Source organism: Cobetia sp. PDI-23MA (assembly GCF_059507735.1).
In genome coordinates this window covers 218,400-240,406 of sequence record NZ_CM183352.1, presented here as the reverse complement: position 1 = coordinate 240,406, position 22,007 = coordinate 218,400, and the positions used below count along the sequence as shown (strand labels likewise).

The following is a 22,007-nucleotide window of genomic DNA, read 5'->3' as shown; positions in this document are numbered from 1 at the left end:
ACACTGACAATTGATCCGACGGGAAGCTGAACAGGGCCACTGGATCTCACGAGTCAGTCATGAGGAACCTGCGAGCCACGCACGCCAGAAAGTGGCTGCCCGGCGCCAGCGACGCATCATTGAAGTCGTAGTCAGGCTGGTGGAGATTGGGACTGCCGGGCTGATCACCGTTGCCGATCCAGCAGTACGCTCCCGGCACCGCCTCCAGGAAGACGCCCATGTCTTCCGAGCTCAGGCTTATGGGGTGCTCGACGAGACGCTCACTGCCCCACTCTGCCGTGATGACCTCACGACACAGCGCCGCGCAAGCCAGGTCATTGGCTACCGCCGGCGTGGAAGGGGTGTATTCGAGCGCGACCTCGCAGCCCGCCGTGAGTGCGGCTCCCTGAGCCACCTCGCGAATCCGCTGCTCCAGCAGCTCGCGTACCTGCGGCGTGAAGCTGCGCACATCGCCCTTCACCCTGGACGTTGCTGGAATGATGTTGCTGGCATCCCCGCCATGCACACTGCCGACGCTGATGACGGCGGTATCGCTCGGGCTGATGTTGCGGCCGACGATCTGGTGGACGCCGGTGATGAACAGTCCCGTGGCCAGAATCGGATCGCGAGTGAGATGCGGCATGGCGCCGTGCCCGCCTCGGGAATGAAACGTCACGCTGAATTCGTCGCTGGCCGCCATGTGCGGTACGTCATGCACCACGAAATGGCCCGTCTTGACCCCCGGCCAGTTGTGCATGCCGAAGATGGCCTTGACGGGAAAGCGCTCGAACAAACCGTCGGCCAACATGTCGGGCGCGCCGGTGCCCGCCTCTTCCGCCGGCTGCACCACCAGCACCACATGGCCCCTGGGCGGACGCTGCTGCACCAGCTCCATCGCTGCCCCGACCAGCATCGCGGCATGGCCATCATGACCACAGGCATGCATGACATTGGCATGCTGCGAGCCATGCGTATTACCGGCGTTTTCCTGAAGCGGCAAGGCATCCATGTCGGCACGCAGCGCCACGCCGATGCCGGGCTCCTCGCCGTAGATGATGGCGACCAGACCATGCCCGCCGATCCCCTCATGCAATTCATCCACTCCGACCTCGCGCAGCATGGCGGCCACCCGCCGGGCGGTCTGCTGCTCCTGACACGAAAGCTCTGGGTGACGGTGCAACTCATGACGGAACGCGGTCAGCGTCGCCAGATCCTGCTCATTCATCGGGGCTTCCTTCCATTGCTCGAACGTCATGATTGTTGTCCTGTCATCATGCCCATGCCGCTCGCTCCTCAACAAGCTCGCCCCTCAACAAAGTCGCTCTGTCTGGCGTTTCCCGATCTGAATACCCGATATAGACGAGCGAGCTACACGTCCGGCAGCACCTCCGACAGGCAAGACGCCCGTGCAAGGCACCGGGCGTCCTGGGGTCAACAGAAACTGCGGAGGCAGCGGATATTGCAAGAACAGCTGAGATCAGCAGCGCTCAATCCGTCAGGTGCAGCACCTGACCATTGAGGGAGCGCCCGGCGCCCCCGGCCAGAAAGCGCGCGCATTCCGCCACGGCGTCCGGTCGGCTGCCCTCGGGGCACAGCAGATTGGCGCGCACCCTGTCCGGCGCGCGTGATGCCAGCCGCTGGATCAGCTCACTCAGCGCCGCCTGTGCCATGGCAGTGCCGTGATGGTCCCGAGAGGACAGCTGCGAGGACGGCGACGAGGACGGCTGCGAGGGCAGCGGTGGTGCCACGGCCAGCAGGCGCCCGCCGTGGCGCAACATGCGCGCACAGGCCGCCTTGAGCAAGGCGCCGGGGCCGGCGACCTGCGCAACCAGGCACGCCTCCAGCGACTGCCCGGCCATGGTCTGAGGTGGCATGCAGACCAGCACATCGAGGCGCCCGAGACGCGCCACCAGTGTCTCGAAACAGCCCTCGCCGACCACCTGGCCGAAGCGGTCCGACTGTTCGCCGCCCAAAGCATCCAGCACCCGTTCGAGGTCCGCCGGCGCGGTGCTCATCAGGGCGATGATGGCGCCATCTTCCAGGAAGGTGCGCGCCATGGCCTCCAGCCACTCCCCCTGCCCCGCGATCAATACCCTGCGTCGTGGCAGCATCTCATTCTCCCTGATAGAACTCCCGCCGGGTCGCCCCGGCGTGCCTCACGCCGTACTGTGCCGCTCTTCTCACCCAGACATCACCTCCCTGTGATGCCCGGAGTCGCGTGGGTCAGGGCATCAGCCCCGGCAGCCACAGCACCAGCGCCGGGAACAGCATGCACAGGATCAGACCCGCCAGCTGCAGGCCGACGAAGGGCAGAATCGAGCGATAGATGGTGCCGATGGACACCTGCCCGGCGGTGATGCCCTTGAGATAGAACAACGCATAGCCGAAGGGTGGCGTCAGGAAACTCGTCTGCAGGTTGATGGCGACCAGAATCGCGAACCACACCAGCAGTCCCTGGCCGGAAAGCCCGAGCCCGAAGTCCAGCGCCTCGACCACCGGCGCCACCAGCGGCAGCACCACGAAGCTGATCTCGATCCACTCGAGGAAGAAGCCGAGCACGAAGATCAGCCCCATCAGCAGCAACAGCAGGCCGTAGGGGCCAAGGCCGGTGCCGGTGATGACATCCTCGATCAGGTAGTCACCGCCGAGGCGCTTGAAGACCACCGAGAAGCAGGTCGCGCCGATGACGACGAACAGGATCATCGCGCTGGTCCGCGAGGTATCCCTGAGCGTATTGCGCAGGGTGTCGAAGGACAGCCCGCCCATTACCAGCGCCAGCAGCAGACTGCCGCCCGCGCCGATGGCCGCGGCCTCGGTGGGCGTGGCGATACCGGTCATGATCGACCCCAGCACCGCGACGATCAGCACCATCGGGCCGAGCAGGTCACGCAGCAGTGCCAGCGGCAGCGGCGTCTTGTCGCTGCCGAGCAGCGACTGGTCCGGCAGCGGAGCCCAGTCCGGGCGCAGCTTGGCGGTGATCAGCAGATAGGCGACGTAGAGCGCACCGAGCATCAGCCCCGGAATCAGCGCCGCCTTGAACAGCGCCCCCACCGAGATCTGCAGGATGGAGCCCATCAGCACCAGCATGATCGAGGGTGGAATCAGGATGCCTAGGGTACCGGAGGCCGCGATGACCCCGCAGGCCATCTCGGCCTTGTAGCCCTGCCCCAGCATCACCGGCAGCGCCAGCAGGCCCAGCATGACCACCGAGGCACCGATGATGCCGGTACTGGCGGCCATCACCACGCCCAGCAGCGCCACCGAGACGGCCAGACCGCCATGCACGCGGCCGAACAGCCGCTGCAGCGTCATCAGCAGATTGCGCGCCACGCCGGAGCTTTCCAGCATCAGCCCCATGAACACGAAAAGCGGAATCGCGATCAGCAGCCAGTTCTCGATCACACCACCGAAGATGCGCGAGCCGACGGTGCCGAGAAACGGCAACGGAATGTCGCCGATGAAGGCGAACAGGATGCCCAGCCCGCCGAGCAGAAAGGCCACCGGGTAGCCGGAGAAGATACCGATCAGAAGTGCCACCACCATGGCGATGGGCAAGGCGTATTCAGCGAGCATTGTCATGGCTCCCGTCTGCATGATTCTGGGGTGCCGTGGCGTCGGTGGTCGCTTGCGCAGCATTCTGCTGATCCGCAAGGCCGGCCAGACTGGCAATCTCGTGGTCTTTCAGGCGCTCGGGGGTGCGCGCCGGGTCCAACAGGCAGGCCAGATTCTCGAAGATCTGCCCCAGCGCGCCGAGGGCGAGGAACACCAGCCCCGTCGGCAGCATCGCCTTGATCAGGTAACGGTCCACCAGACCGCCATAGTTGGACTTCTCGCCGGACATGTAGGACATGGTGACGAAGTGCTTGGACAGCCAGGCGATCAGCAGGCAGAAGGGAATCAGCATGATGAGGTGGCCGAGGATATCGACCACGGCGCGTCCGCGCGGCGAGAGACGCTGATAGAGCAGATCGACCCGCACATGCGTATCGCTGTGCAGGGCGTAGGTGCCACCAAATAGCGTCAGCAGACCGAACAGGTGCCACTGCAACTCGGTGACGGAATTGATGGTGATCGCGGTGCCGAACAGCAGCACGTCGGGCGACCCCCAGTTGGCGATTTCATTGATGCCCAGGGCGTTGAGCGTGACGGTGGTGAGCACGGCCAGGATGATCGCCAGACCCAACCAGCTGGTCAGGCGACCCACCCACAGCCCCAGGCCGACCAGCGGTCGGCCCAGGGCGTCACACACCGCCCCGCCCTGTGCCCGCCAGGGCGCAAGGCGGGGGTCGGTCATTGGGCGCTACCCTCGTCAGCGTTGTCTGCCTGCTTCATGGCCATCGGCTGCGGCATGGCCTGCAGCTCGTACCATTCGTCGATCAGAGCGGCGTGCTTCATCAGCGAATCGTAGGCCTTGGCGAAGTCAGGATTGGTCTGCTTCTCTTCGGCCAGCACTTCACCCCAGGCTTCCTGCAGCGCGGTCATCACCGGCTCCGGGAAGCGCTTGACCTCGACACCCTTTTCCTCGAGCTCATGGATCGCACGCACCTGAGCCGGCGGCGCTTCGGCCATTGCCCACTGCAGGGTCGCGCGGCAGGCAGTCTGGAACTGCGCCTTGCGCTCATCGCTGTAGCTGTCCCACACCTGCTGGTTGATCAGCAGCGAGAACCAGCTGGCGCTCTGGTGCCAACCCGGGAAGTAGTAGTACTTGGCGACTTCATTGAAGCCCATCGCCTGATCGACCTGCGGCACCGAGAACTCGGTGGCATCGACACGGCCACGCTCCAGCGCAAGATAGATCTCGCTGCCCGGCACCAGCTGGGTGGAAGCGCCCAGCTTGTTGAGCACCTTGGCGCCGAGGCCGGAGATGCGCATCGACAGGCCCTTGAAGTCCTCCGGCGAGTTGATTTCCTTGTTGTACCAGCCGCCGGTTTCCTGCGGCGAGATGAAGCATGGCAGCACCTTCACGCCGTAGGGGTCGTAGGCGGCCTGCACAAGCTCGGTACCCTCACCGGCCCACATCCAGGACATGAAGGCTTCCGGGCTCGGGCCGAACGGCAGTGCGCCGTAGAGGTTGGTGATCGGCACCGTGCCGGCCCAGTAGCCCATCCAGTCCCAACCGGCCTGTACCGCACCGGAGGAGACGGAGTTGAAGACTTCGAAGGCCGGAACGAGATCGCCCGGTTCGTGCACGCGCAGGCCGACCTCGCCGCCGGTCGCGCTCTTGAGTTCCTCTGACAGGCGCACGGCACCGGCACCGAGGAAGTTCTTGGTCGAGAAGGTACTGGCGACGTCGAGCTGTTTCGGCCCTTCCGCCTGAGCTGGCGCGGCGGCCATCAAGGTAGTGGTGGCCACGGCCGCCGCAATGGCAGCTGCGAGGCGCAGGCGGCGGGTCGGCGTCGACAGGTGTGACGCTGAAGTATGTGGCGTGGCGTGTTGCGACATGGTGCGGCTCCCTGATTTGTTGTTGTGCTCGCTGGTCGTACGGCTTGTGGCTTGCTGGACATGAACCACGTTGCAAGATGACGCTTACGTCAACTTGCCCGAAGACAACGCAAGCGGCTGACCACGCCACAACAACGTCAATGATTTCAGAGAGCTACGAGAACAAGGCCCGCGAGAACCGACCCACCGCGCGCTGGGCGGCAGTATCGGCTCACGACAGCGTCCGGAAAGCCGGACCCTCCGGCCGCCAAGGCTGCGACCAAGGTCGCGCGCTGTCATGCATTCTGTCTACGACTCCAGTCGAATATGCCGATAGAGGAATGCAGACCCCACGCGGGTGTGCAGGCCATGAGGTGACGGGGAACGTAAAGCGTCCGGAATTCCGGTCACCGACCGAATTTCCGGACGCTCTGGCCACTCGTTGGTGGCGGAAAGGTGGAATGTCTGTCGATCAGGGCGCTTCGGCCAATAGCCCATGCCGGTTGAGCTTCTCGTAGAGCGAGGACTTGGCGATGCCGAGCTGACGGGCGGCACGGGTGCGATTGCCCTCGGCAGCGCGCAGCGCATCCTCGATCAACTGGCGCTCCGCCTGGGCCATCGCCTCACGCAGTGTAGCCGGTGTGGTGTGTGGTTCCCGGGTGGTTGTGGACGACTCGGGCGCTGAAGCGGGTGTGGACAAGTCGCTTTGATGGGTAACGCCATGCCGGGCATCGCCATGCCGGGCACCGATGGCATCCGGGAGATCGGTCGGTTGGATATGGCTGCCGCCAAGATAGAAGGCGGCTTCGAGCACGTTTTCCAGCTCGCGTACATTTCCGGGCCAGTGATGGGCACACAGGCGCTCGAGGGCGGCGTCGGAGAGCATCGGCGGGCGGCGGCCACTGCGGCGCGCCAGGCGTGACAGCAGGTGCGTGGCCAGGGTCGGCAGGTCGTCGCGGCGCTCGCGCAGCGGCGGCACCTTCAAGGGCACCACATTGATGCGATAGAAGAGGTCTTCGCGGAATTCGCCGCTCTCGACCAGAGCTTCCAGCGGACGGTGAGTCGCGGCGATGACACGCACATCGACGCTGACCAGACGGGTCGCGCCGACCGCCTCGACCTCGCGGTCCTGCAGCACGCGCAGCAACTTGGCCTGCATCGCCAGCGGCATGTCGCCGACCTCATCGAGAAACAGCGTGCCGCCATCCGCGAGCTGGAACTTGCCGGGCTTGCCGCCACGCTTGGCGCCGGTGAAGGCGCCTTCTTCATAGCCGAACAGCTCCGCCTCCAGCAGCGCTTCGGGAATCGCTGCACAGTTGAGCTTGATGAAGGGGCCCTTGGCACGCGCCGAGCTGCGGTGCAGCGCATGGGCATACAGCTCCTTGCCGGTGCCGGACTCGCCACGGATCAACACCGAGGCGCCGCCGGGGGCGATCTTGCGCACCTTGCAGGCCAACTCCCGCATCGCGGGCGAATCGCCGATGATGTCACTCAGCTGCCAGCGGGCGCCGTTGGGGGATTCCAGCGCCTGACGGTAGTAGTCCACCTCCGCTTCCAGCGCCTGAACCTGAGCATTCACCTGCCGCCATTCCCAGGTGTCGTGGTAGAGCACCGAACCGATGGCGCCGATCAGTTCGCCATCGCGGTAGATGGGATAACGGTGGGCAATCATGTGGTGGCCACGAATCAGCTGCAGCTGGGCAAGCTCCGCGCGTCCACTCTCCAGCACCTCGTGCATGCGGGTGTTCTCGATCACCTCGCTGACATCGCGCCCCAGCACCTCGCTGGCCTCGACGCCGAGAAACTCGGCATAGGGCGCATTCAGAAACTGGATACCGCCCTGGGCATCCACCACCACGACCCACTCCTCCACCGCATCCATCGCGGCACGCAGCAACTCGCGGCGCGCCCGCTCCAGATGAATCGAGGTGGCAGGTAGATCATCACGCAGCGGGGCAGTCATCTTCTCCCCACCCACCGCGCCTGACACAGGCATCTGCTGAGCCATCACCGCTCTCCCTTGGCGTGTCCGGTCATCGTGGGCAGCCGTATCCCTCTGCCACCACACCCGCCGGATCTGATTGTTATGGGCTGCGCCATCACGCAGCCAGCGTCCGGAAAACCGGACACCACCCACAGCATCGGCCTACCGCCGCCAAGGATCAACGTAGCCAGTGGTCGTAGGGAGCTCTCTGTGATCATTGGAACTGAATCATTTTATTCACACAGATGCTTAAATTAATATTATAATCTAAGAGCTAATTGCTAACAGAACAATTTAAGAATACAAGGAATCAGGATAAAAACACTTAAAAAGGAGTTTGATATGGCAAGTCATTGGGACAAAGCTGAAAAAATCTTAAGAATATTTATACCTGAGTTCTCCAACAAGGTGACATGGACTGTCATTGTAGCAGGCCTTCTCTTAACATCTACATCTCTATTTGAGAGAATCCTAGAAGCTATATTCAAGAGCAGCTTAGATATAGATATTTCTAGTAACAGCGATGAATTAATTGGCATTTCTCTTGTAATCCTAGGATTAGCTTACAATATTATATTACAGCGAGAAAAAACCAAAATTGAAGTTTCAACAAGATTAGCTATCGACAATACCAAACAGATAGAACATGATATCAGAATCTTCCAGCATCTTGACGAAATCATGAGTGATGAAGCTTTGGAGATCAACTTAGAATGTCTTGAAACCAATCATGCTTATTATATTAACAACTATAAACCAATGGAGAGTTATATTGACGCCTTGAGGCGCCCTAGCAACTTATTTGCGAATGACAGCCTGAACCAATCTTCTAATATTCTCCTTAATAAAGCAGAAGAACTTGACGCTTTCTTGTTAAATAATTTTCAACAGCTTAGAAATGGTCTTAATGACAACTACCTATGTCTGCATCCATATTGGAATTGTGATCGCGATGGTTTTTTTGGAAACGAAGAGGATGACGTAAAATACCAAGACGCCCTAATTAAAATGCGCGAGTTAATCAACGACTACAGAATCGCCTATAGAGATTTCATAATAACTATCAAGACAAATTTAGCGGTATAACTAGTTAAGCTGATATCTAGCCAAACAGCTATAAAATAGAAACCTCAAGAAAACCACAGAACAATAAAATCTTGATCTCATAATGCCCCACACGAAACTCATGGGGCATTATGACTCCAAGCATTACACTGAATTACTGTCTTTCAAGAAAGCACCCCAACTAAAATGCAATCTTGACAAGTCAATGCGCTTCTTCCCAGTTGTCGCCTTGCTCGACTTCGACGAGCAGCGGGACGTCGAGGGAGGCGGCGTTCTGCATGCGCTGCGCGACGTCTTTCATGAAGTCTTCGACCTGCGCTTCGGCGACTTCGAAGACGAGTTCATCGTGTACCTGCATGACCATCATGGCGTCGTATCTGTCGGCACCGTCGCTGCCCGCCAGCCAGGCGTCCACGTCGATCATGGCGCGCTTGATGATGTCGGCGGCGCTGCCCTGCATCGGGGCGTTGATGGCGGTGCGCTCGGCGGCAGCACGGCGCGCATGATTGCGCGAGCCGATTTCCGGCAGGTAAAGACGACGACCGAAGATGGTCTCGACGTAGCCCTGCTCGGCGGCGAGGTGGCGCGTGTCTTCCATGTAGGTGGCGACGCCCGGATAACGCTCGAAGTAGCGCTCGATGTAAGTCTTGGCCTGGCCGGGTTCGATATCCAGCTGACGCGAGAGGCCCCAGGCGGACATGCCGTAGATCAGCCCGAAGTTGATGGCCTTGGCACTGCGACGCTGATCACTGCTGACCTTCGCTTCCTCGGTGCCGAAGACTTCCGCGGCGGTGGCAGCGTGCACATCGCGATTCTCGGCGAAGGCCGAGAGCAGGCCCTTGTCACCGGAGAGGTGCGCCATGATGCGTAGCTCGATCTGCGAGTAATCCGCCGCGACGATGCGATAGCCGGTGCGTGCGATGAAGGCCTGACGAATGCGACGCCCCTCGTCACTGCGCACCGGAATGTTCTGCAGGTTCGGATCAGACGACGACAGACGCCCGGTAGCGGTGACGGCCTGATGGTAGCTGGTGTGCAGGCGACGCGTGGTCGGGTTGACCAGCTGCGGCAGCTTGTCGGTGTAGGTGCTCTTGAGCTTGGTCATGCCGCGATGGCGCATGATCAGCTTGGGCAGCGGGTAGTCCAGCGCCAGCTCCTCGAGCACCGCTTCGGCGGTGGACGGCGCGCCCTTGGGGGTCTTCTTCTTGACCGGCAGCTTCTGCTCCTCGAAGAGGATCTCGCCCAGCTGCTTGGGGGAAGAGAGATTGAACTCGCGGCCCGCCAGCTCAAAGGCCTGCTTCTCGATGTCGTGGATCTGCTCGGTCAGCTCACGCGTCTGAGCGTGCAGGCGCTCAGGGTCGATCGCGACGCCGTTGCGCTCGATGCGCGCCAGCACCGGAATCAGCGGATATTCGTAATCACGCAGCACCTCGCCCAGACGGCCCAGCTTCTCGATGCGCGGCATCAGCAGCGCGGCGAGGCGCAGGGTGATGTCGACATCCTCACAGGCATACGGCATCGCCTCTTCCAGCGCGATCTGATCGAACGTCAGCTGCTTGGCGCCCTTGCCGGCGATGTCGGTGAAGCTGATGGTGCTCTCGCCCAGATACTTGAGCGCCAGCGAGTCCATGTCGTGACGGGTCGCGGTGGAATTGAGCACGTAGGACATCAGCATGGTGTCGGCCAGCGGGCCGGCCACCGCGATGTCATAGCGCGCCAGCACCTCGATGTCGTACTTGAGGTTCTGGCCGATCTTGGTGATGGCGGTGTCGGCGAGAATCGGCGTCAGCGCCTCCAGCACGGCCTGGCGATCCAGCTGCGCGGGGGCATCCAGATAGCTGTGGGCGACAGGAATGTAGACGGCCTCGCCGACTTCCAGCGCCATGCCGATACCGACGATCTCGGCTTCCATGTAGTTGAGGCTGGTGGTCTCGAGATCGAAGCACAGCGAGGTGGCGTTGCGCACGCGCTCGAGCCACGCATCCAGCTCGGCCTGCTCGGTGATGGCGCGATAGTTGCGCTCCTCACGCGGCGGCAGCGCATCGGGCATCTCGTCGTCCTCTTCCGCCGCTTCCAGCTCAGGGGTTGGCGCAGCGGCGGCCTTGCCCTTGCCGGCGGCCTTGTCCGCGACCGGCGCGATGCTGTCGCCGAGCAGGTCATTGCCGGCGACCCCGCTGCCCTTCTCGTCGGCATGCGGCGTGGCCGCCATGTCGCCGCCTTCCAGCAGCTCCTTCAGCCAGGCCTTGAACTCCATCTCGCGGTAGAGCTCGACCAGCGCTGCGGTGTCCGGCGCGGCGATGGCGAGGTCATCCAGGCCATACTCCAACTCGCAGTCCAGCTTGATGGTGGCGAGACGATAGGAGAGATAGGCGTCCTCGCGATGCGCTTCCATCTTCTTGGCCAGCGTCTTGGCGCCACGGAAGCTGAGCGTCTTGATGCGCTCGAGATCGCCGTAGATGGTATCGAGGCCGCCTTCCATGCCCTGCAGCAGGCCCAGCGCGGTCTTCTCACCCACGCCCGGCACGCCGGGAATGTTGTCGACCTTGTCGCCCATCAGCGCGAGGAAGTCGATGATCAGGTTCGGCGGAATGCCGAACTTCTCGGTGACGCCGTCCACGTCCAGCGTCTCGTTCTTCATGGTGTTGACCAGGGTGATGTGCTCGTTCACCAGCTGGGCCATGTCCTTGTCGCCGGTAGAGATGACGGCATCACGCCCGGCTTCGGTCGCCATGCGCGCCAGGGTGCCGATGACGTCATCGGCCTCGACGCCTTCCACGCACAGCAGCGGCAGACCGAGGGCACGCACGCAGGCATGCAGCGGCTCGACCTGCAGGCGCAGGTCATCCGGCATCGGCGGACGCTGGGCCTTGTACTCGGGGTACATGTCGTCGCGGAAGGTCTTGCCCTTGGCATCGAAGACCACCGCCATGGGGCTGTCCGGATACTGGCGGATCAGGCTCTTGAGCATGTTGATCACGCCCTTCACCGCGCCGGTGGGCAGGCCCTTGGAGGTGGTCAGCGGCGGCAGAGCATGAAAGGCACGATAGAGATAGGAAGATCCATCGACGAGAACGATCGGCGTGGCGGCCATGAGCAGTCGCATCCGTAGGCTGAAGGGTGAGCTTGGGGCAAGCAGAGTCGGGGCCGAAAACCTCTCGGCAGCTATGGCTGTCATGATACGCAAGGGCTGCGGCGAGGCACAGTCGCCACCCTCGGCGCGTGTGTCTTCTGCGCCCGGCATTGATGGCGGGAAGTCGTGCACACTGCCGGCAAGAGTCGTAAACTGCGCCCATCAGGCAGGCATCGGGTATCACGCCGCATCGCCCGCCTTCAGGACTTCCGCGCACCGTACCTTGCGTCCAGGAGATTTCTCATGCGCTCGACTGCTTCCATTGCTCCGCATTCCCTGCTGCGCCTGCCCACGCTGCTGGCCACCGGGCTGCTGCTGGCCGTCACCGCCCTGAGTGCGCCGCTGGCCGTCGCCGAGAGCGAGGCCCCGAAGCCGCAGATCACCAGCCGTCAGCAGGATGACCGCCAGCTGCGCGAATACCGCGTCAATGGCCATCTGTATGCCATCGAGATCATCCCCAAGGGCGGCGCGCCCTTCTTCCTGCTCGACAGTGACGGCAACGGCAACTTCATCAAGTCCAGCGTCACCAGTGCCAGCCAGCTCAAGGTACCCGGCTGGGCACTGAAAAAGTGATAAGCTCGGCATCGGGTTCACGCGAGAGCTGAGCCAGCAGCGACAGGCATCACGCCCGCGGCATATCGCTTGCCCCCGGGCGTGACGGCATCCTTCCTGCATACCTACAACAACTCCTGTCAGCGCATTGCCGCCGCTTCGCTCCGGCGGCGCGCCACTGATGGGGCGGACACATTTCGGCGAGAAGAGTCACCCATGGCAGTCTTTACCCCCCTGAGCGACGCTCAGGTCGCAGAATTTCTGGCAGAGTACGACGCAGGCACGCTGACATCGCTTGAGGATGTCGCGCACGGCACCGAGAACTCGACCTTCTTCGTCACCACCGATCGCCGCGAGATGGTGCTGACCCTGTTCGAGCAGGGCGAGCATGCGGAACTGCCCTTCTTCGTCGAGCTGCTCGACTTCCTCGCCAGCCACCAGCTGCCGGTGCCGGGCCCGCTGCACGACCGCGACGGCCAGGCGCTCAAGGTGCTGGCAGGCAAGCCGGCGCTGCTGTTCCCGCGTATGCCGGGCAGCTGGCCGGTCTCGCCCAACGTGGCCCAGTGCCGCGAGATCGGCGCGGCGCTGGGGCGCATGCATGCCGTCTCGCAGCACTTCACCGGCCACCGCCCCAACACCCGTGACCTGCATTGGATCAAGCCGATGCACCACAAGGTGCTGGCGTATCTGAGCCCCGAAGACCAGGCGCTGATGGCCGACGAGATCGATGTCTGCGAGGACGTCTTCAGCGGTGTCGAGCTGCCACAGGGCGCGCTGCACGGTGACCTGTTCCGCGACAACACCCTGTTCGACGGCGACCGTCTCGGCGGCATCATCGACTTCTACAACGGCTGCACCGGCGACCTGATCTTCGATCTGTCGATTCTGGTCAATGACTGGTGCTCCAATGATGATGGCCGCCTGGACCCGGCGCGTTATGACGCCCTGCTCAGCGCCTATCTCGCCGAGCGCCCGATGAATGCCGACGAACGCCGCCTGTGGCCGAGCATGCTGCGCATGACCGCGCTGCGCTATTGGCTGTCACGCCTGCTGGTGGTCTACGTGGACCCGCCCGCCCACAACCTGACGCCGAAGGACCCGGCGCAATACCGCCAGCTGCTGGGTCGGCGCATCGAGGAAGGCGCTCTGCCGCTGCCCGAGGCCACGCAACCGGCCTGATCGGCACCTTGCGTACTGACCGAGTCGTCAAAGCAATTGCCTGCTGGCCCCCAGCAGGCATAATGCGCCCTCTGAGCGCCCGCATCCGTGCGGGCGTCATTGTCTTCTCCGGTGCTGCCCGGCTCGCGGCGCGCCACCGGACTTGTCTTCACGCCGTCCACCTCCGGAGACCGCGATGACTTCCTTTGCCGCCGAAGCCCGCCGCACCTACAACATCGACCAGTGGGGCAGCGGCTATTTCGACGTGGGCCAGGATGGCCTGACACTGGTGCGCCCGCATGGCGAGCCGGGCACGCCTGCGCTGTCGCTGATCTCGCTGATCGACAAGGCCCGCGCCCAGGGCCTGCGCCTGCCGTTGCTGGTTCGCTTCGCCGATATCCTGCATGACCGCGTCGAGCAGCTGTGCGCTGCCTTCGATGCCGCCATCAGCGCGCGCGGCTATGGTGCCAGCTACACCGCCGTCTACCCGATCAAGGTCAATCAGCAACGTCGCGTGGTCGAGGAGCTGCTGGCGACCAGCGAGCGCTCACGCGGGCGCGTCGGACTGGAAGCCGGCAGCAAGCCGGAACTGCTCGCGGTGCTGGCGCTGTCGGACAACGGCCCGTCGGTGATTGTCTGCAATGGCTACAAGGACCGCGAATACGTGCGTCTGGCGCTGATGGGCGAGAAGCTCGGCCACCGCGTGCATCTGGTGGTCGAGAAGGCCAGTGAGCTGGAACTGGTGCTGGAAGAGGCCAGGCGTCTGGGCGTGCGCCCGCGCATCGGCCTACGCGCGCGCCTGGCCACCATCGGCAAGGGCAACTGGCAGAACACCGGCGGCGAGAAGTCCAAGTTCGGCCTGACTGCCAGCCAGATCGTCGCGCTGGTCGAACGTCTGCGCGAAGTGGATGCGCTGGATTGCCTCAAGCTGGTCCACTTCCATCTTGGCTCCCAGATCGCGGACATCAGCGATATCCAGCGCGGTCTGGCCGAGTGCGCGCGCTTCTATCAGGGCCTGCACGAAGCTGGCGCCGGCGTGGAGATCGTCGATGTCGGTGGCGGCCTGGGCGTGGACTATGAAGGCACGCGCTCGGAAAGCGCCTGCTCGCTCAACTACTCGATGCGCGAATATGCCGACTATGTGGTCGGTGCCTTCCACGCCGTCTGTGATGCCCATGACCTGCCGCATCCGCACATCATTTCCGAATCCGGCCGCGCCCTGACCGCCCATCACGCGGTGCTGGTGACGGATGTGATCGGCGAGGAGCGCGTGAACCTGCCGCTGCCCGCACGCCGCGAGGACGATGCCCAGATCGCTGCGCTGTGGGCCCAGGCTGCACGACTGGAGGGTCAGCTGGAGCCGCGTGAGCTGGTGGAGATCTACCACGCCGTGGTGCATGCCCAGCATCAGGTGCAGGAACGCTTCGTGATGGGGCTGGCGAGCATCGCCATCCGCGCCGAGGCCGAGGCCATCTACACCAACGTGTGTCGCAGCCTGGCCGGGCGTCTCGATGCGCGCCAGCGCTCGCACCGTGCGGTGCTCGATGAGCTCAACGAGAAGCTGGCCGACAAGCTGTTCGTCAACTTCTCGCTGTTCCAGTCACTGCCGGACATCTGGGGCATCGAGCAGATCTTCCCGATCCTGCCGCTGACCGGTCTCGACCGCGCGCCGACACGACGTGGCGTGATTCAGGACATCACCTGTGACAGCGATGGCCGCATCGACACCTATGTGGATGACCAGGGCCTGGACGCCACCCTGCCGCTGCCGGAATGGCATGCCGATGAAGAGAAGCTGCTCGGCTTCTTCATGGTCGGCGCCTATCAGGAAATCCTCGGCGATCTGCACAACCTGTTCGGCGATACCGATTCCGTGGATGCCAGCCTCGACGACGATGGTCAGTGGCAGCTTTCCCATGCGATTCAAGGTGATAGCGTGGCGCAGGTGCTGCGCTACGTGAACTTCGACCCGGAGCAGCTGGCCGCACGCCTCGCGCGTCAGCTCAAGTCATCCAACCTGAATGCGCTGGAGCAGGCCGATCTGCTCGAAGACCTGAAGGCCGGTCTCGACGGCTACACCTACCTGGAGAGCTGAGACAGAAGCCCAGACAGCAAAAGCCCCTGCCGGTGACCCGGCAGGGGCTTTTCTTTTTTAACCCGCTCGGGGCTGCTTTCAACTCCCTCAGGGCTACTACTTACTCGCTCAGGGCTGCTGTCAACACGCTGAAGGCTGTCCTGAGCCAGCTCAAGTTCGGGGGCAGGCTGGAACAGCCCCAGACGTCATGCCACGCCGCGAGTGCGCGTCTCGATGCGCAACAGCTCGCCGCTGCCATCCGGGGCATCCAGCGCCAGTGCCAGTGCCAGTGCCTGATCCGGATTCAGCTCGCCGACGCCTTCCGGCGTGCCGGTCAGCACCACATCACCGGGAAGCAGGGTGAAGCTGTGGCTGATTTCACTGAGCAGCCGCGCGACGGGGAACAGCATCAGGCTGGTATCCGCCTGCTGGCGCTGCTCGCCGTCGATGGCGAAACGATAGTGAAGCGCCTGGAAATCCACGTCGTGCAGCTCGCCATCGGCATCGCGCCAACGTGGCCCTTCCAACGCCACGAAGGAAGACAGCGGACAGCTGCCATCAAAGGCCTTGGCCAGCTCCCACGGCTGGCCCTTGGCCTTGAGCTTGCTCTGGCGCTCACGCAGGGTCAGGTCCAGCGCCAGGCCCATGCCGGCCAGTGCTTCCAGCGCCTCTGATTCGCTGGCTTCACACAGCGGTTTGCCGATCAGCAGCGCCAGCTCGGCCTCGTAATGGTACTGACCGCGCCGCCGAGAGATCGCCAATGGCTTGTCCATCGGCGTCACGCTGGTGGCGGGCTTGATGAACAACAGCGGCTCGCTGGGCACTTCATTGCCGAGCTCCGCGGCGTGGGCTGCGTAATTGCGGCCGACACAGACCACCTTGCCGAGGTCATGAGCGAAGACGCGACCATCGCTGAAACGCGGGGTGAAACGCTGAGCAAGCGGCATGCAGAACTCCTGTCGGGGCGTGATGGAGGGTCAATGAAAGACGATCAATGAGAGATATCGCAATGATACGTCGCCCCGACAGCCTGCCACTACCACACCAACGTCCGAGATTTCGCCGCCTGAGCGCAACCCGGCGTTGTGCAGTTCAGTCCACTTCGGCCTTCAAGCCAGGTCTTCAAGTTCAGTTTTCCAGCTCAGTCTTCAAGTTCGTCCCAGCCACCATCGAGACGGTGCGCAAGAAATTCCGGGCGCGGACGCGCGGCGGCAAAGGGTGCCTGCATCGCGTTGTCGACACGGTTGTAGACGAAGAAGGCGTTGCTGCGCGGGTCCGGCGACATGTTGGCATTGGAGCCATGCAGCGTATTGCAGTCGAACATCAACAGACCACCAGCGGCACCGGTCGGTGCTTCGATACCACGTTCGGCGATCAGCTCGCTCAGCGCTTCGCGCGAGGGAACCCCGACTTCCTGCGCCTGCAGGGACGACTTGTGGTTGTCTTCCGGTGTCTCGCCCAGGCAATGCACGAAGACTTCATGCGAGCCGGGAATCAGCATCAGCGGACCATTGAAGTGATGATTGTCGGTCAGGATGATCGAGGCGCTGACCGCGCGCATCTCCGGCATGCCATCCTCGGCGTGCCAGGTCTCGAAGTCCGAGTGCCAGTTGAAGCCCTTGCCCTCGAAGCCCGGCTTGTAGTTGATGCGCGACTGGTGGACATAGACATCGCCCCCCAGGATCTGACGCGCGCGATCGACCAGGCGCGGGTCCTCGGCGAGCTGACGGAAACGCTCGGACAGGAAATGCACGGCGAAGATGGAGCGAATCTGGCGGCTCTTGGGCTCGGTGATGGTGAAATCACGTCCCTGCCACTCTTCGTTGTCGAGCAGCGCTGCCAGCTCGGCCTTCAGCGCCTCGACTTCCTCCGGTGCCAGGAATTCCGGCTCGAACAGGAAGCCATCGCGCTCGAAGCGCTTGAGCTGCTCGGCGCCCAGCGGCCCCTCATCGGCACGCGAGTTCACGACGGGCTCGCGACGCTTCTGCCACAGGTGCTGCGGCGGCTGGCTCAGACGCGTCGGATAGGCATCTCGTGAGTGATCGGAGCCACGGTCGCTGCCCGACTTGTCGAGATAGGCTTCCGGCGCCTGATCACTGTCGGCATTGGTCTGCCGGGCGTCCAGCTGCTGCTTGGAGGTTTCTGCAGCGGCGCTGCCGTTGCCACCATCGATCTGCTCGTGTTGACGTTGCTTGGACGAGAGAGCGGAAGTGGCGTTGTACGAAGTCATATGGCGTGAAGCTGTCATCGTGCTCTCCTTAAGGCATCAGTGTCTTGCATTGAGGAAAGTGGAATCTGGCGTTCTAGCATGCGGCTTGCCCGCAGTGTCCCACCTATGGGCCATACAACAGACTTCAACCCCAAGATTCATGAAAAAAGCATAGAGATCTGATCCGCAAGATCGTTAAAAGACCATCCAATCTCACACCACTCCCGCCATCACCCTTCTCAAGAAAACATGAGGCCGTCTGTGCCTCGCGAATGACAAAATCCTTCAGTCATCCCCTCTCGCCAGTTCTGGCTCATCCTGTTGGCACTGAATCTCATCTTCCGTGAGATAACCGGCTTAATCAACGGCTCACCACTGGCACCATGCCCGTGGTATTTCCCCTCACTTCGCTTCGCCATTTGCAAAATGCATCGCGCGCAACATCGCGCATTAATGCGTAAGTGTCTGTGAAATATTGTGAAATTATTTGGCACGCTTCGTGCCCCTAGGAAAGCACGGCAGAACAACTGATAGAGACATATCAGAGAAAAATAACGGCGCAGGATCATGCGTCACACCAGGGGAACTTCCAGCATGTTTAAGCCACGGATATGCATGGCCGCTTGCATGGCCACAGTGCTGGGGGGCTGCGCCGCTGTCGAACCGAAATTCGACAATGTCGAACCGGTCGTAGGGCCACCAGTCACCTCCAACAATACGCCATATAGCGAATGCCTCGTATCACTCAGTCGAATTCAGGGAGCCACCAACCTGCCTGTGATTGCAGTGGGTCAGGTGACGGACAAGACCGGTCAACGCAGTTACTCCACCGTGACAGAGAGTGCTGCCGTGACCCAGGGCGTATCCGAGATGCTGATAAGTGCCCTCTACAAGACTCGCAAGGTGCATCTTACCGAACGCCTCGATGTGCGAGTCCCGCTGGCTGAGCAGCAGCTTTTCGAGAACAAGGCAATGGCCTACTCGCCGCGCAAACTGGCAGTTCTCCCTTCGCATTTCGTGGTTCTCGGTGCTCTTACAGAGCTCAATTACAACATTTCAAGCGGCGGTGCCCGCCTGTTTGTCAGCGGAATCGGGGCCGGACTGCGCACTGCAGTCATCAATGTCGGCCTGGACCTGCGCATGGTCGATATCCGCACCTTCCGCACCGTCTATGTCACCAGCCTGCAGAAGCAGGTGGTGGGTTACGAAGTCGAAGCCGGTATCTACCGCTTCTTCGGCAATCAGTTGGTCGAGTTTGATTCCGGCGCAGTGCGCAATGAACCACTGCAGCTGGGCGTGAGATCAGTCGTGGAGATGGGCGCGTACCAGCTTCTGACTGAAGGCCTGGGGCTTCCTGTACCTGCGGGACAGGAATGCGAGCTTCACCCGGGACAGCATGTTGCAGACGACGATAGCAACACGCAGCAAGTGGCCGCAGCCAATACCAGCAGCAATCTATCAAGTGGCAATGAAGTAAATGAAGCAGTCGCAACACCGTTGCAGGCAACACCCGCATCAGCAGTACCGGCAGCATCCAGCGCAGCACAATAAGTCAACATTCATGAGGAACATGACAATGACTACCTATAACAAGCTCGCAGTCGCCATCGGTCTCGTAAGCGGCATGATGATGACAAGCCAGGCGCAGGCCTTCGATAACGTGGACTGGGATTGGGATGGACAGGTGAATACCGATGTCGACATTGACGTCTATATTGACCCGCAAATCAAAGATCCAGGTGGCCTGGTGATGGTCGAAAGTCTGCAGAAGCAGATCGGTGATGTCAGCTCCGAAGCCATCGTCAGTGATGTCAGCTACGGCGCTGCAGAAGCAGGAACGCCGAGCATCGACCTGCTCGACAGTACGAGCTCCAGCTCCTTCGCGATTTCAGGTGCCCACTCAAGCAAGCATGGCTCCAGCGCTTCCGCCGCGGCAGCAGCAGCGGCAGAGGCCAGCGTCGATGTCTACGTGACCTATGAGGGTTCGACCCCCAATCCTGACATCACCAAGCTCGAGTCCCTGGAGAATGCCGCCACTTCGGTGGGCAACAATGTCTCGGTGGATAGTGATGCCATGGTCAACCTGCACAATGAGCAGTTCTTGGCGGGTTCTGGTGGCTATTTCTTCTACCCGGGCACTGCTGAAGTCGAGTCCTTGGCCAAGGTCGACAACATTCTCAACCTGAGCGTGGACAATGCCGCGACCTCCGTGGGCAACAATATGTCGGTCACTCTGGATAGCACAGATATCGATAGCGCCCTGATTGCCGACAATACCCAGATGAGCTTCGCCAACATCAGCTCGACTGCCAAGGTCAGCAACATCACACTGGATCTGCCGCCGGCAGGCAGCTTCGAGGGCCCGGTCATCAACAACGCGGCCACCTCTGTGGGCAACAACATGTCCATCAGCGTCGGCCCCGTTACTCCGTAAATCCTCAACAGGCAACCAACACACGCGGGGCGACCCGCGTGTGTTTCAGTACCTGCCGACATCAGAAGTCTCACGCATCAGACACTGCATCTTTCACAGAGCGAAAGGAGCAAGACATGAATGCCTTTACACGTCTCAGCCTGGGGGTCGTCAGCGCGGGATGCCTGCTGGCCACGACTGCCAGCGCCAACTCGCTGATGGGGCCCTTCCCTTACGACTTTCCGGCTCGTAGCGCAGAATCCGCCCTGATCCTCTACGAGAGCAAGAAGGCCGGCAGCCTGGGGGAAGGGTCCGATACCAATATCGGGGAATACACTCTCAATACCGGCAGCAGCACCTCGATCGGCAACTGGCAACAGATCGAACAGACGCTGAGTGATGGTTCCACCGGCACCATCGATGGCACGGCGGATCAATCCGCGGATGGTAGCTCTCAGACATCATCGACTGACTTCACCATTACCCACAACAACGGAGATGAAGAGGAAGACGCCCAGTGATGCACTGCCCGGGACAGTCATCAGCGGCAAGACAGACCATCAGATACCAGGGCTCACCCTTTCAGCGTGAGTAGAGAGTTGGTCAGCCAGGCTGAGCGTCGAGACTGAGAAGTCTGCCACTCAGGGGGAGCGGAAAAAACGCACTAAAAGCCGCCATGATCATCTCGCACAAGTCATTAACCTCTATATGGGTACTCGATAAACCCCCAAGACGAACACTCAACGCTGGAGAATCCAGACTCTCCGGTGAGGCTGTCACCAGAAGCAGCCCGACAATGATTCTTTCGCAGCCCGCTCACACAAAGCGCAGGCAATGCAGAAAGACCAGCAGCAAGGGAACAACACTCATGACCGCACTGAAAGCTCATCAGGCTGCATCATCGGCTACCGCATTGAATCTGGCTGACGATATCTCCACTACCTCGCGGGTAAGGGAACTACCGGTAAAGCGACCTCGCGGTTTTGGGGAGTTTATCGGAGACTCATCGGCCATGCAGACGCTCTATCGCACTCTCATCCAGGTCGCCCACTCGGACGCTCCCATCTTCATCACCGGCGAAAGCGGCAGCGGCAAGGAATTGTGTGCCACTGCCATTCACCGCCATAGCCCGGTACGTGACGGCCCATTCATCGCCGTCAATTGTGCCGCCATTCCGGCAGAGCTGCTGGAGTCGCAATTGTTCGGACATGTGCGCGGGGCTTTCACGGGGGCCGTGAGCACCCAGCAGGGACTCGCCGTGGCGGCAGATGGGGGGACGCTGTTTCTCGATGAGATCGCGGAGCTGCCGCTGCCCTTGCAGAGCAAGCTGCTGCGCTTCCTGCAGACGGGGCAGGTAATGCCGGTGGGCGCCACGCGCACGGTAGAGGTCAATTGCCGCATCGTGTGCGCCACGCATCAGAACCCGCGGGTACTGGTCGATACTCACCGCTTCCGGGAAGACCTCTTCTATCGTCTGCACGTCATTCCACTCAAGGTGCCGCCACTGCGCGAGCGCGGTCAGGATATCCTGGAGATCGCCACCGGGCTGCTGGGGCGCATGGCAGGCCACGAGGGCAAGCGCTTCACACGACTCAGTGTATGTGCCGAGCGTCAGCTGCTGGCCCATGACTGGCCCGGCAACGTGCGGGAGCTGGAAAACACGCTGCGGCGCGCCATCATCCTCAATGATGGTGAGGTGTTGACGGCCGACATGCTGGATTTGCCCTCCAGCACGGCGCATCGCACGCCGGTCAGCCACAATGTGTCTGAGGGCAACGAGACCACATTGCGCCCGCTATGGATGGTCGAACGCGAGGCGATCGAGAGCGCCATCAGCGCCTGTGATGGCAGCATCCCCCGCGCTGCGGCGATACTGGAGATCGCGCCCTCCACCATCTATCGCAAGCGCCTGAGCTGGCTGGCAATGCACCCGGAAGAGCCCACCTCGCACTGAGGTGAGCGCCGGACCACGGCATGCCCTGTCGCCTTCCAGACCTTTGCTCCAGACGCAGAAAAGCCACC

General features: G+C 61.9%; 17 protein-coding genes. 8 read left to right on the top strand and 9 right to left on the bottom strand.

What is annotated here, in order from left to right; translation table 11 throughout:
• Positions 1-46: 46 nt before the first annotated feature.
• The 6 genes from AC5WNJ_RS01105 to AC5WNJ_RS01080 form a co-directional block, all read right to left on the bottom strand.
• Complete coding sequence (locus AC5WNJ_RS01105; protein ID WP_253062777.1) at positions 47-1,234, bottom strand: M20 metallopeptidase family protein; 1,188 nt, start codon at positions 1,232-1,234, stop codon at positions 47-49.
• Between the two features lie 232 nt (positions 1,235-1,466).
• Entirely contained in the window at positions 1,467-2,090 is a 624-nt protein-coding gene (locus tag AC5WNJ_RS01100; protein ID WP_253062776.1) for an SDR family NAD(P)-dependent oxidoreductase, read from the bottom strand.
• A gap of 112 nt (positions 2,091-2,202) precedes the next feature.
• Entirely contained in the window at positions 2,203-3,552 is a 1,350-nt protein-coding gene (locus AC5WNJ_RS01095) for a TRAP transporter large permease (protein ID WP_253062774.1), read from the bottom strand.
• The gene (locus tag AC5WNJ_RS01090) at positions 3,542-4,273 is read right to left on the bottom strand and encodes a TRAP transporter small permease subunit (protein ID WP_253062772.1); all 732 of its coding nucleotides are present in this window, start codon (positions 4,271-4,273) and stop codon (positions 3,542-3,544) included. Before AC5WNJ_RS01090 ends, AC5WNJ_RS01095 begins: the two co-directional genes overlap by 11 nt.
• Positions 4,270-5,421 carry a TRAP transporter substrate-binding protein gene (locus tag AC5WNJ_RS01085; RefSeq protein WP_253062770.1) on the bottom strand — a complete coding sequence of 384 codons (1,152 nt, stop codon included), beginning with the start codon at positions 5,419-5,421 and terminating at the stop codon, positions 4,270-4,272. Before AC5WNJ_RS01085 ends, AC5WNJ_RS01090 begins: the two co-directional genes overlap by 4 nt.
• A gap of 451 nt (positions 5,422-5,872) precedes the next feature.
• Entirely contained in the window at positions 5,873-7,408 is a 1,536-nt protein-coding gene (locus tag AC5WNJ_RS01080; protein WP_253062768.1) for a sigma-54 interaction domain-containing protein, read from the bottom strand.
• 318 nt (positions 7,409-7,726) lie between these two features.
• On the opposite strand from AC5WNJ_RS01080, the gene AC5WNJ_RS01075 reads away from it, so the two are divergent.
• Positions 7,727-8,470 carry a hypothetical protein gene (locus AC5WNJ_RS01075; RefSeq protein WP_495930336.1) on the top strand — a complete coding sequence of 248 codons (744 nt, stop codon included), beginning with the start codon at positions 7,727-7,729 and terminating at the stop codon, positions 8,468-8,470.
• Positions 8,471-8,651: 181 nt separating this feature from the next.
• On the opposite strand, the gene polA is transcribed toward AC5WNJ_RS01075, so the two are convergent.
• Positions 8,652-11,540 carry a DNA polymerase I gene (gene polA, locus AC5WNJ_RS01070; protein WP_253064979.1) on the bottom strand — a complete coding sequence of 963 codons (2,889 nt, stop codon included), beginning with the start codon at positions 11,538-11,540 and terminating at the stop codon, positions 8,652-8,654.
• Positions 11,541-11,822: 282 nt separating this feature from the next.
• Here polA and AC5WNJ_RS01065 point away from each other — a divergent pair, with 282 nt between their 5' ends.
• The 3 genes from AC5WNJ_RS01065 (at position 11,823) to speA (ending at position 15,384) form a co-directional block, all read left to right on the top strand.
• Positions 11,823-12,152: a DUF2782 domain-containing protein gene (locus AC5WNJ_RS01065; RefSeq protein WP_082388170.1), complete on the top strand. Its 330-nt coding sequence runs from the start codon at positions 11,823-11,825 to the stop codon at positions 12,150-12,152.
• A 195-nt stretch (positions 12,153-12,347) separates the two neighbouring features.
• A complete protein-coding gene (locus tag AC5WNJ_RS01060; RefSeq protein ID WP_495930334.1) occupies positions 12,348-13,310 on the top strand; it encodes a homoserine kinase in 963 nt (320 codons plus the stop codon).
• A gap of 175 nt (positions 13,311-13,485) precedes the next feature.
• A complete protein-coding gene (gene speA, locus AC5WNJ_RS01055) occupies positions 13,486-15,384 on the top strand; it encodes a biosynthetic arginine decarboxylase (protein WP_253064983.1) in 1,899 nt (632 codons plus the stop codon).
• 185 nt (positions 15,385-15,569) lie between these two features.
• On the opposite strand, the gene AC5WNJ_RS01050 is transcribed toward speA, so the two are convergent.
• Both AC5WNJ_RS01050 and thpD read right to left on the bottom strand, forming a co-directional pair.
• Positions 15,570-16,310 (bottom strand): fumarylacetoacetate hydrolase family protein, encoded by a 741-nt coding sequence (locus AC5WNJ_RS01050; protein WP_495930332.1) that lies wholly within the window; start codon positions 16,308-16,310, stop codon positions 15,570-15,572.
• A 194-nt stretch (positions 16,311-16,504) separates the two neighbouring features.
• Entirely contained in the window at positions 16,505-17,611 is a 1,107-nt protein-coding gene (gene thpD / locus AC5WNJ_RS01045; protein WP_306424430.1) for an ectoine hydroxylase, read from the bottom strand.
• Between the two features lie 588 nt (positions 17,612-18,199).
• Here thpD and AC5WNJ_RS01040 point away from each other — a divergent pair.
• The 4 genes from AC5WNJ_RS01040 to AC5WNJ_RS01025 all read left to right on the top strand — a co-directional run bounded on the left by AC5WNJ_RS01040 (position 18,200) and on the right by AC5WNJ_RS01025 (position 21,939).
• Positions 18,200-19,123 (top strand): CsgG/HfaB family protein, encoded by a 924-nt coding sequence (locus AC5WNJ_RS01040; RefSeq protein WP_253064985.1) that lies wholly within the window; start codon positions 18,200-18,202, stop codon positions 19,121-19,123.
• A gap of 25 nt (positions 19,124-19,148) precedes the next feature.
• The gene (locus tag AC5WNJ_RS01035; RefSeq protein ID WP_253064986.1) at positions 19,149-20,006 is read left to right on the top strand and encodes a hypothetical protein; all 858 of its coding nucleotides are present in this window, start codon (positions 19,149-19,151) and stop codon (positions 20,004-20,006) included.
• Between the two features lie 116 nt (positions 20,007-20,122).
• A complete protein-coding gene (locus AC5WNJ_RS01030; protein ID WP_253064987.1) occupies positions 20,123-20,506 on the top strand; it encodes a hypothetical protein in 384 nt (127 codons plus the stop codon).
• 155 nt (positions 20,507-20,661) lie between these two features.
• Positions 20,662-21,939 (top strand): sigma-54 interaction domain-containing protein, encoded by a 1,278-nt coding sequence (locus AC5WNJ_RS01025; RefSeq protein WP_306424429.1) that lies wholly within the window; start codon positions 20,662-20,664, stop codon positions 21,937-21,939.
• Positions 21,940-22,007 lie beyond the last annotated feature (68 nt).

Excerpts from the sequence above, each read along its gene's own strand:
- AC5WNJ_RS01090 (WP_253062772.1), bottom strand. The coding sequence starts at position 4,273 with ATGACCGACCCCCGCCTTGCGCCCTGGCGGGCACAGGGCGGGGCGGTG.
- AC5WNJ_RS01065 (WP_082388170.1), top strand. The coding sequence starts at position 11,823 with ATGCGCTCGACTGCTTCCATTGCTCCGCATTCCCTGCTGCGCCTGCCC.
- AC5WNJ_RS01105 (WP_253062777.1), bottom strand. The coding sequence starts at position 1,234 with ATGACGTTCGAGCAATGGAAGGAAGCCCCGATGAATGAGCAGGATCTG.
- polA (WP_253064979.1), bottom strand. The coding sequence starts at position 11,540 with ATGGCCGCCACGCCGATCGTTCTCGTCGATGGATCTTCCTATCTCTAT.
- AC5WNJ_RS01100 (WP_253062776.1), bottom strand. The coding sequence starts at position 2,090 with ATGCTGCCACGACGCAGGGTATTGATCGCGGGGCAGGGGGAGTGGCTG.
- speA (WP_253064983.1), top strand. The coding sequence starts at position 13,486 with ATGACTTCCTTTGCCGCCGAAGCCCGCCGCACCTACAACATCGACCAG.
- AC5WNJ_RS01095 (WP_253062774.1), bottom strand. The coding sequence starts at position 3,552 with ATGCTCGCTGAATACGCCTTGCCCATCGCCATGGTGGTGGCACTTCTG.
- AC5WNJ_RS01030 (WP_253064987.1), top strand. The coding sequence starts at position 20,123 with ATGAATGCCTTTACACGTCTCAGCCTGGGGGTCGTCAGCGCGGGATGC.
- AC5WNJ_RS01080 (WP_253062768.1), bottom strand. The coding sequence starts at position 7,408 with ATGGCTCAGCAGATGCCTGTGTCAGGCGCGGTGGGTGGGGAGAAGATG.
- AC5WNJ_RS01035 (WP_253064986.1), top strand. The coding sequence starts at position 19,149 with ATGACTACCTATAACAAGCTCGCAGTCGCCATCGGTCTCGTAAGCGGC.
- thpD (WP_306424430.1), bottom strand. The coding sequence starts at position 17,611 with ATGACAGCTTCACGCCATATGACTTCGTACAACGCCACTTCCGCTCTC.
- AC5WNJ_RS01060 (WP_495930334.1), top strand. The coding sequence starts at position 12,348 with ATGGCAGTCTTTACCCCCCTGAGCGACGCTCAGGTCGCAGAATTTCTG.
- AC5WNJ_RS01085 (WP_253062770.1), bottom strand. The coding sequence starts at position 5,421 with ATGTCGCAACACGCCACGCCACATACTTCAGCGTCACACCTGTCGACG.
- AC5WNJ_RS01050 (WP_495930332.1), bottom strand. The coding sequence starts at position 16,310 with ATGCCGCTTGCTCAGCGTTTCACCCCGCGTTTCAGCGATGGTCGCGTC.
- AC5WNJ_RS01075 (WP_495930336.1), top strand. The coding sequence starts at position 7,727 with ATGGCAAGTCATTGGGACAAAGCTGAAAAAATCTTAAGAATATTTATA.
- AC5WNJ_RS01025 (WP_306424429.1), top strand. The coding sequence starts at position 20,662 with ATGATCATCTCGCACAAGTCATTAACCTCTATATGGGTACTCGATAAA.
- AC5WNJ_RS01040 (WP_253064985.1), top strand. The coding sequence starts at position 18,200 with ATGGCCACAGTGCTGGGGGGCTGCGCCGCTGTCGAACCGAAATTCGAC.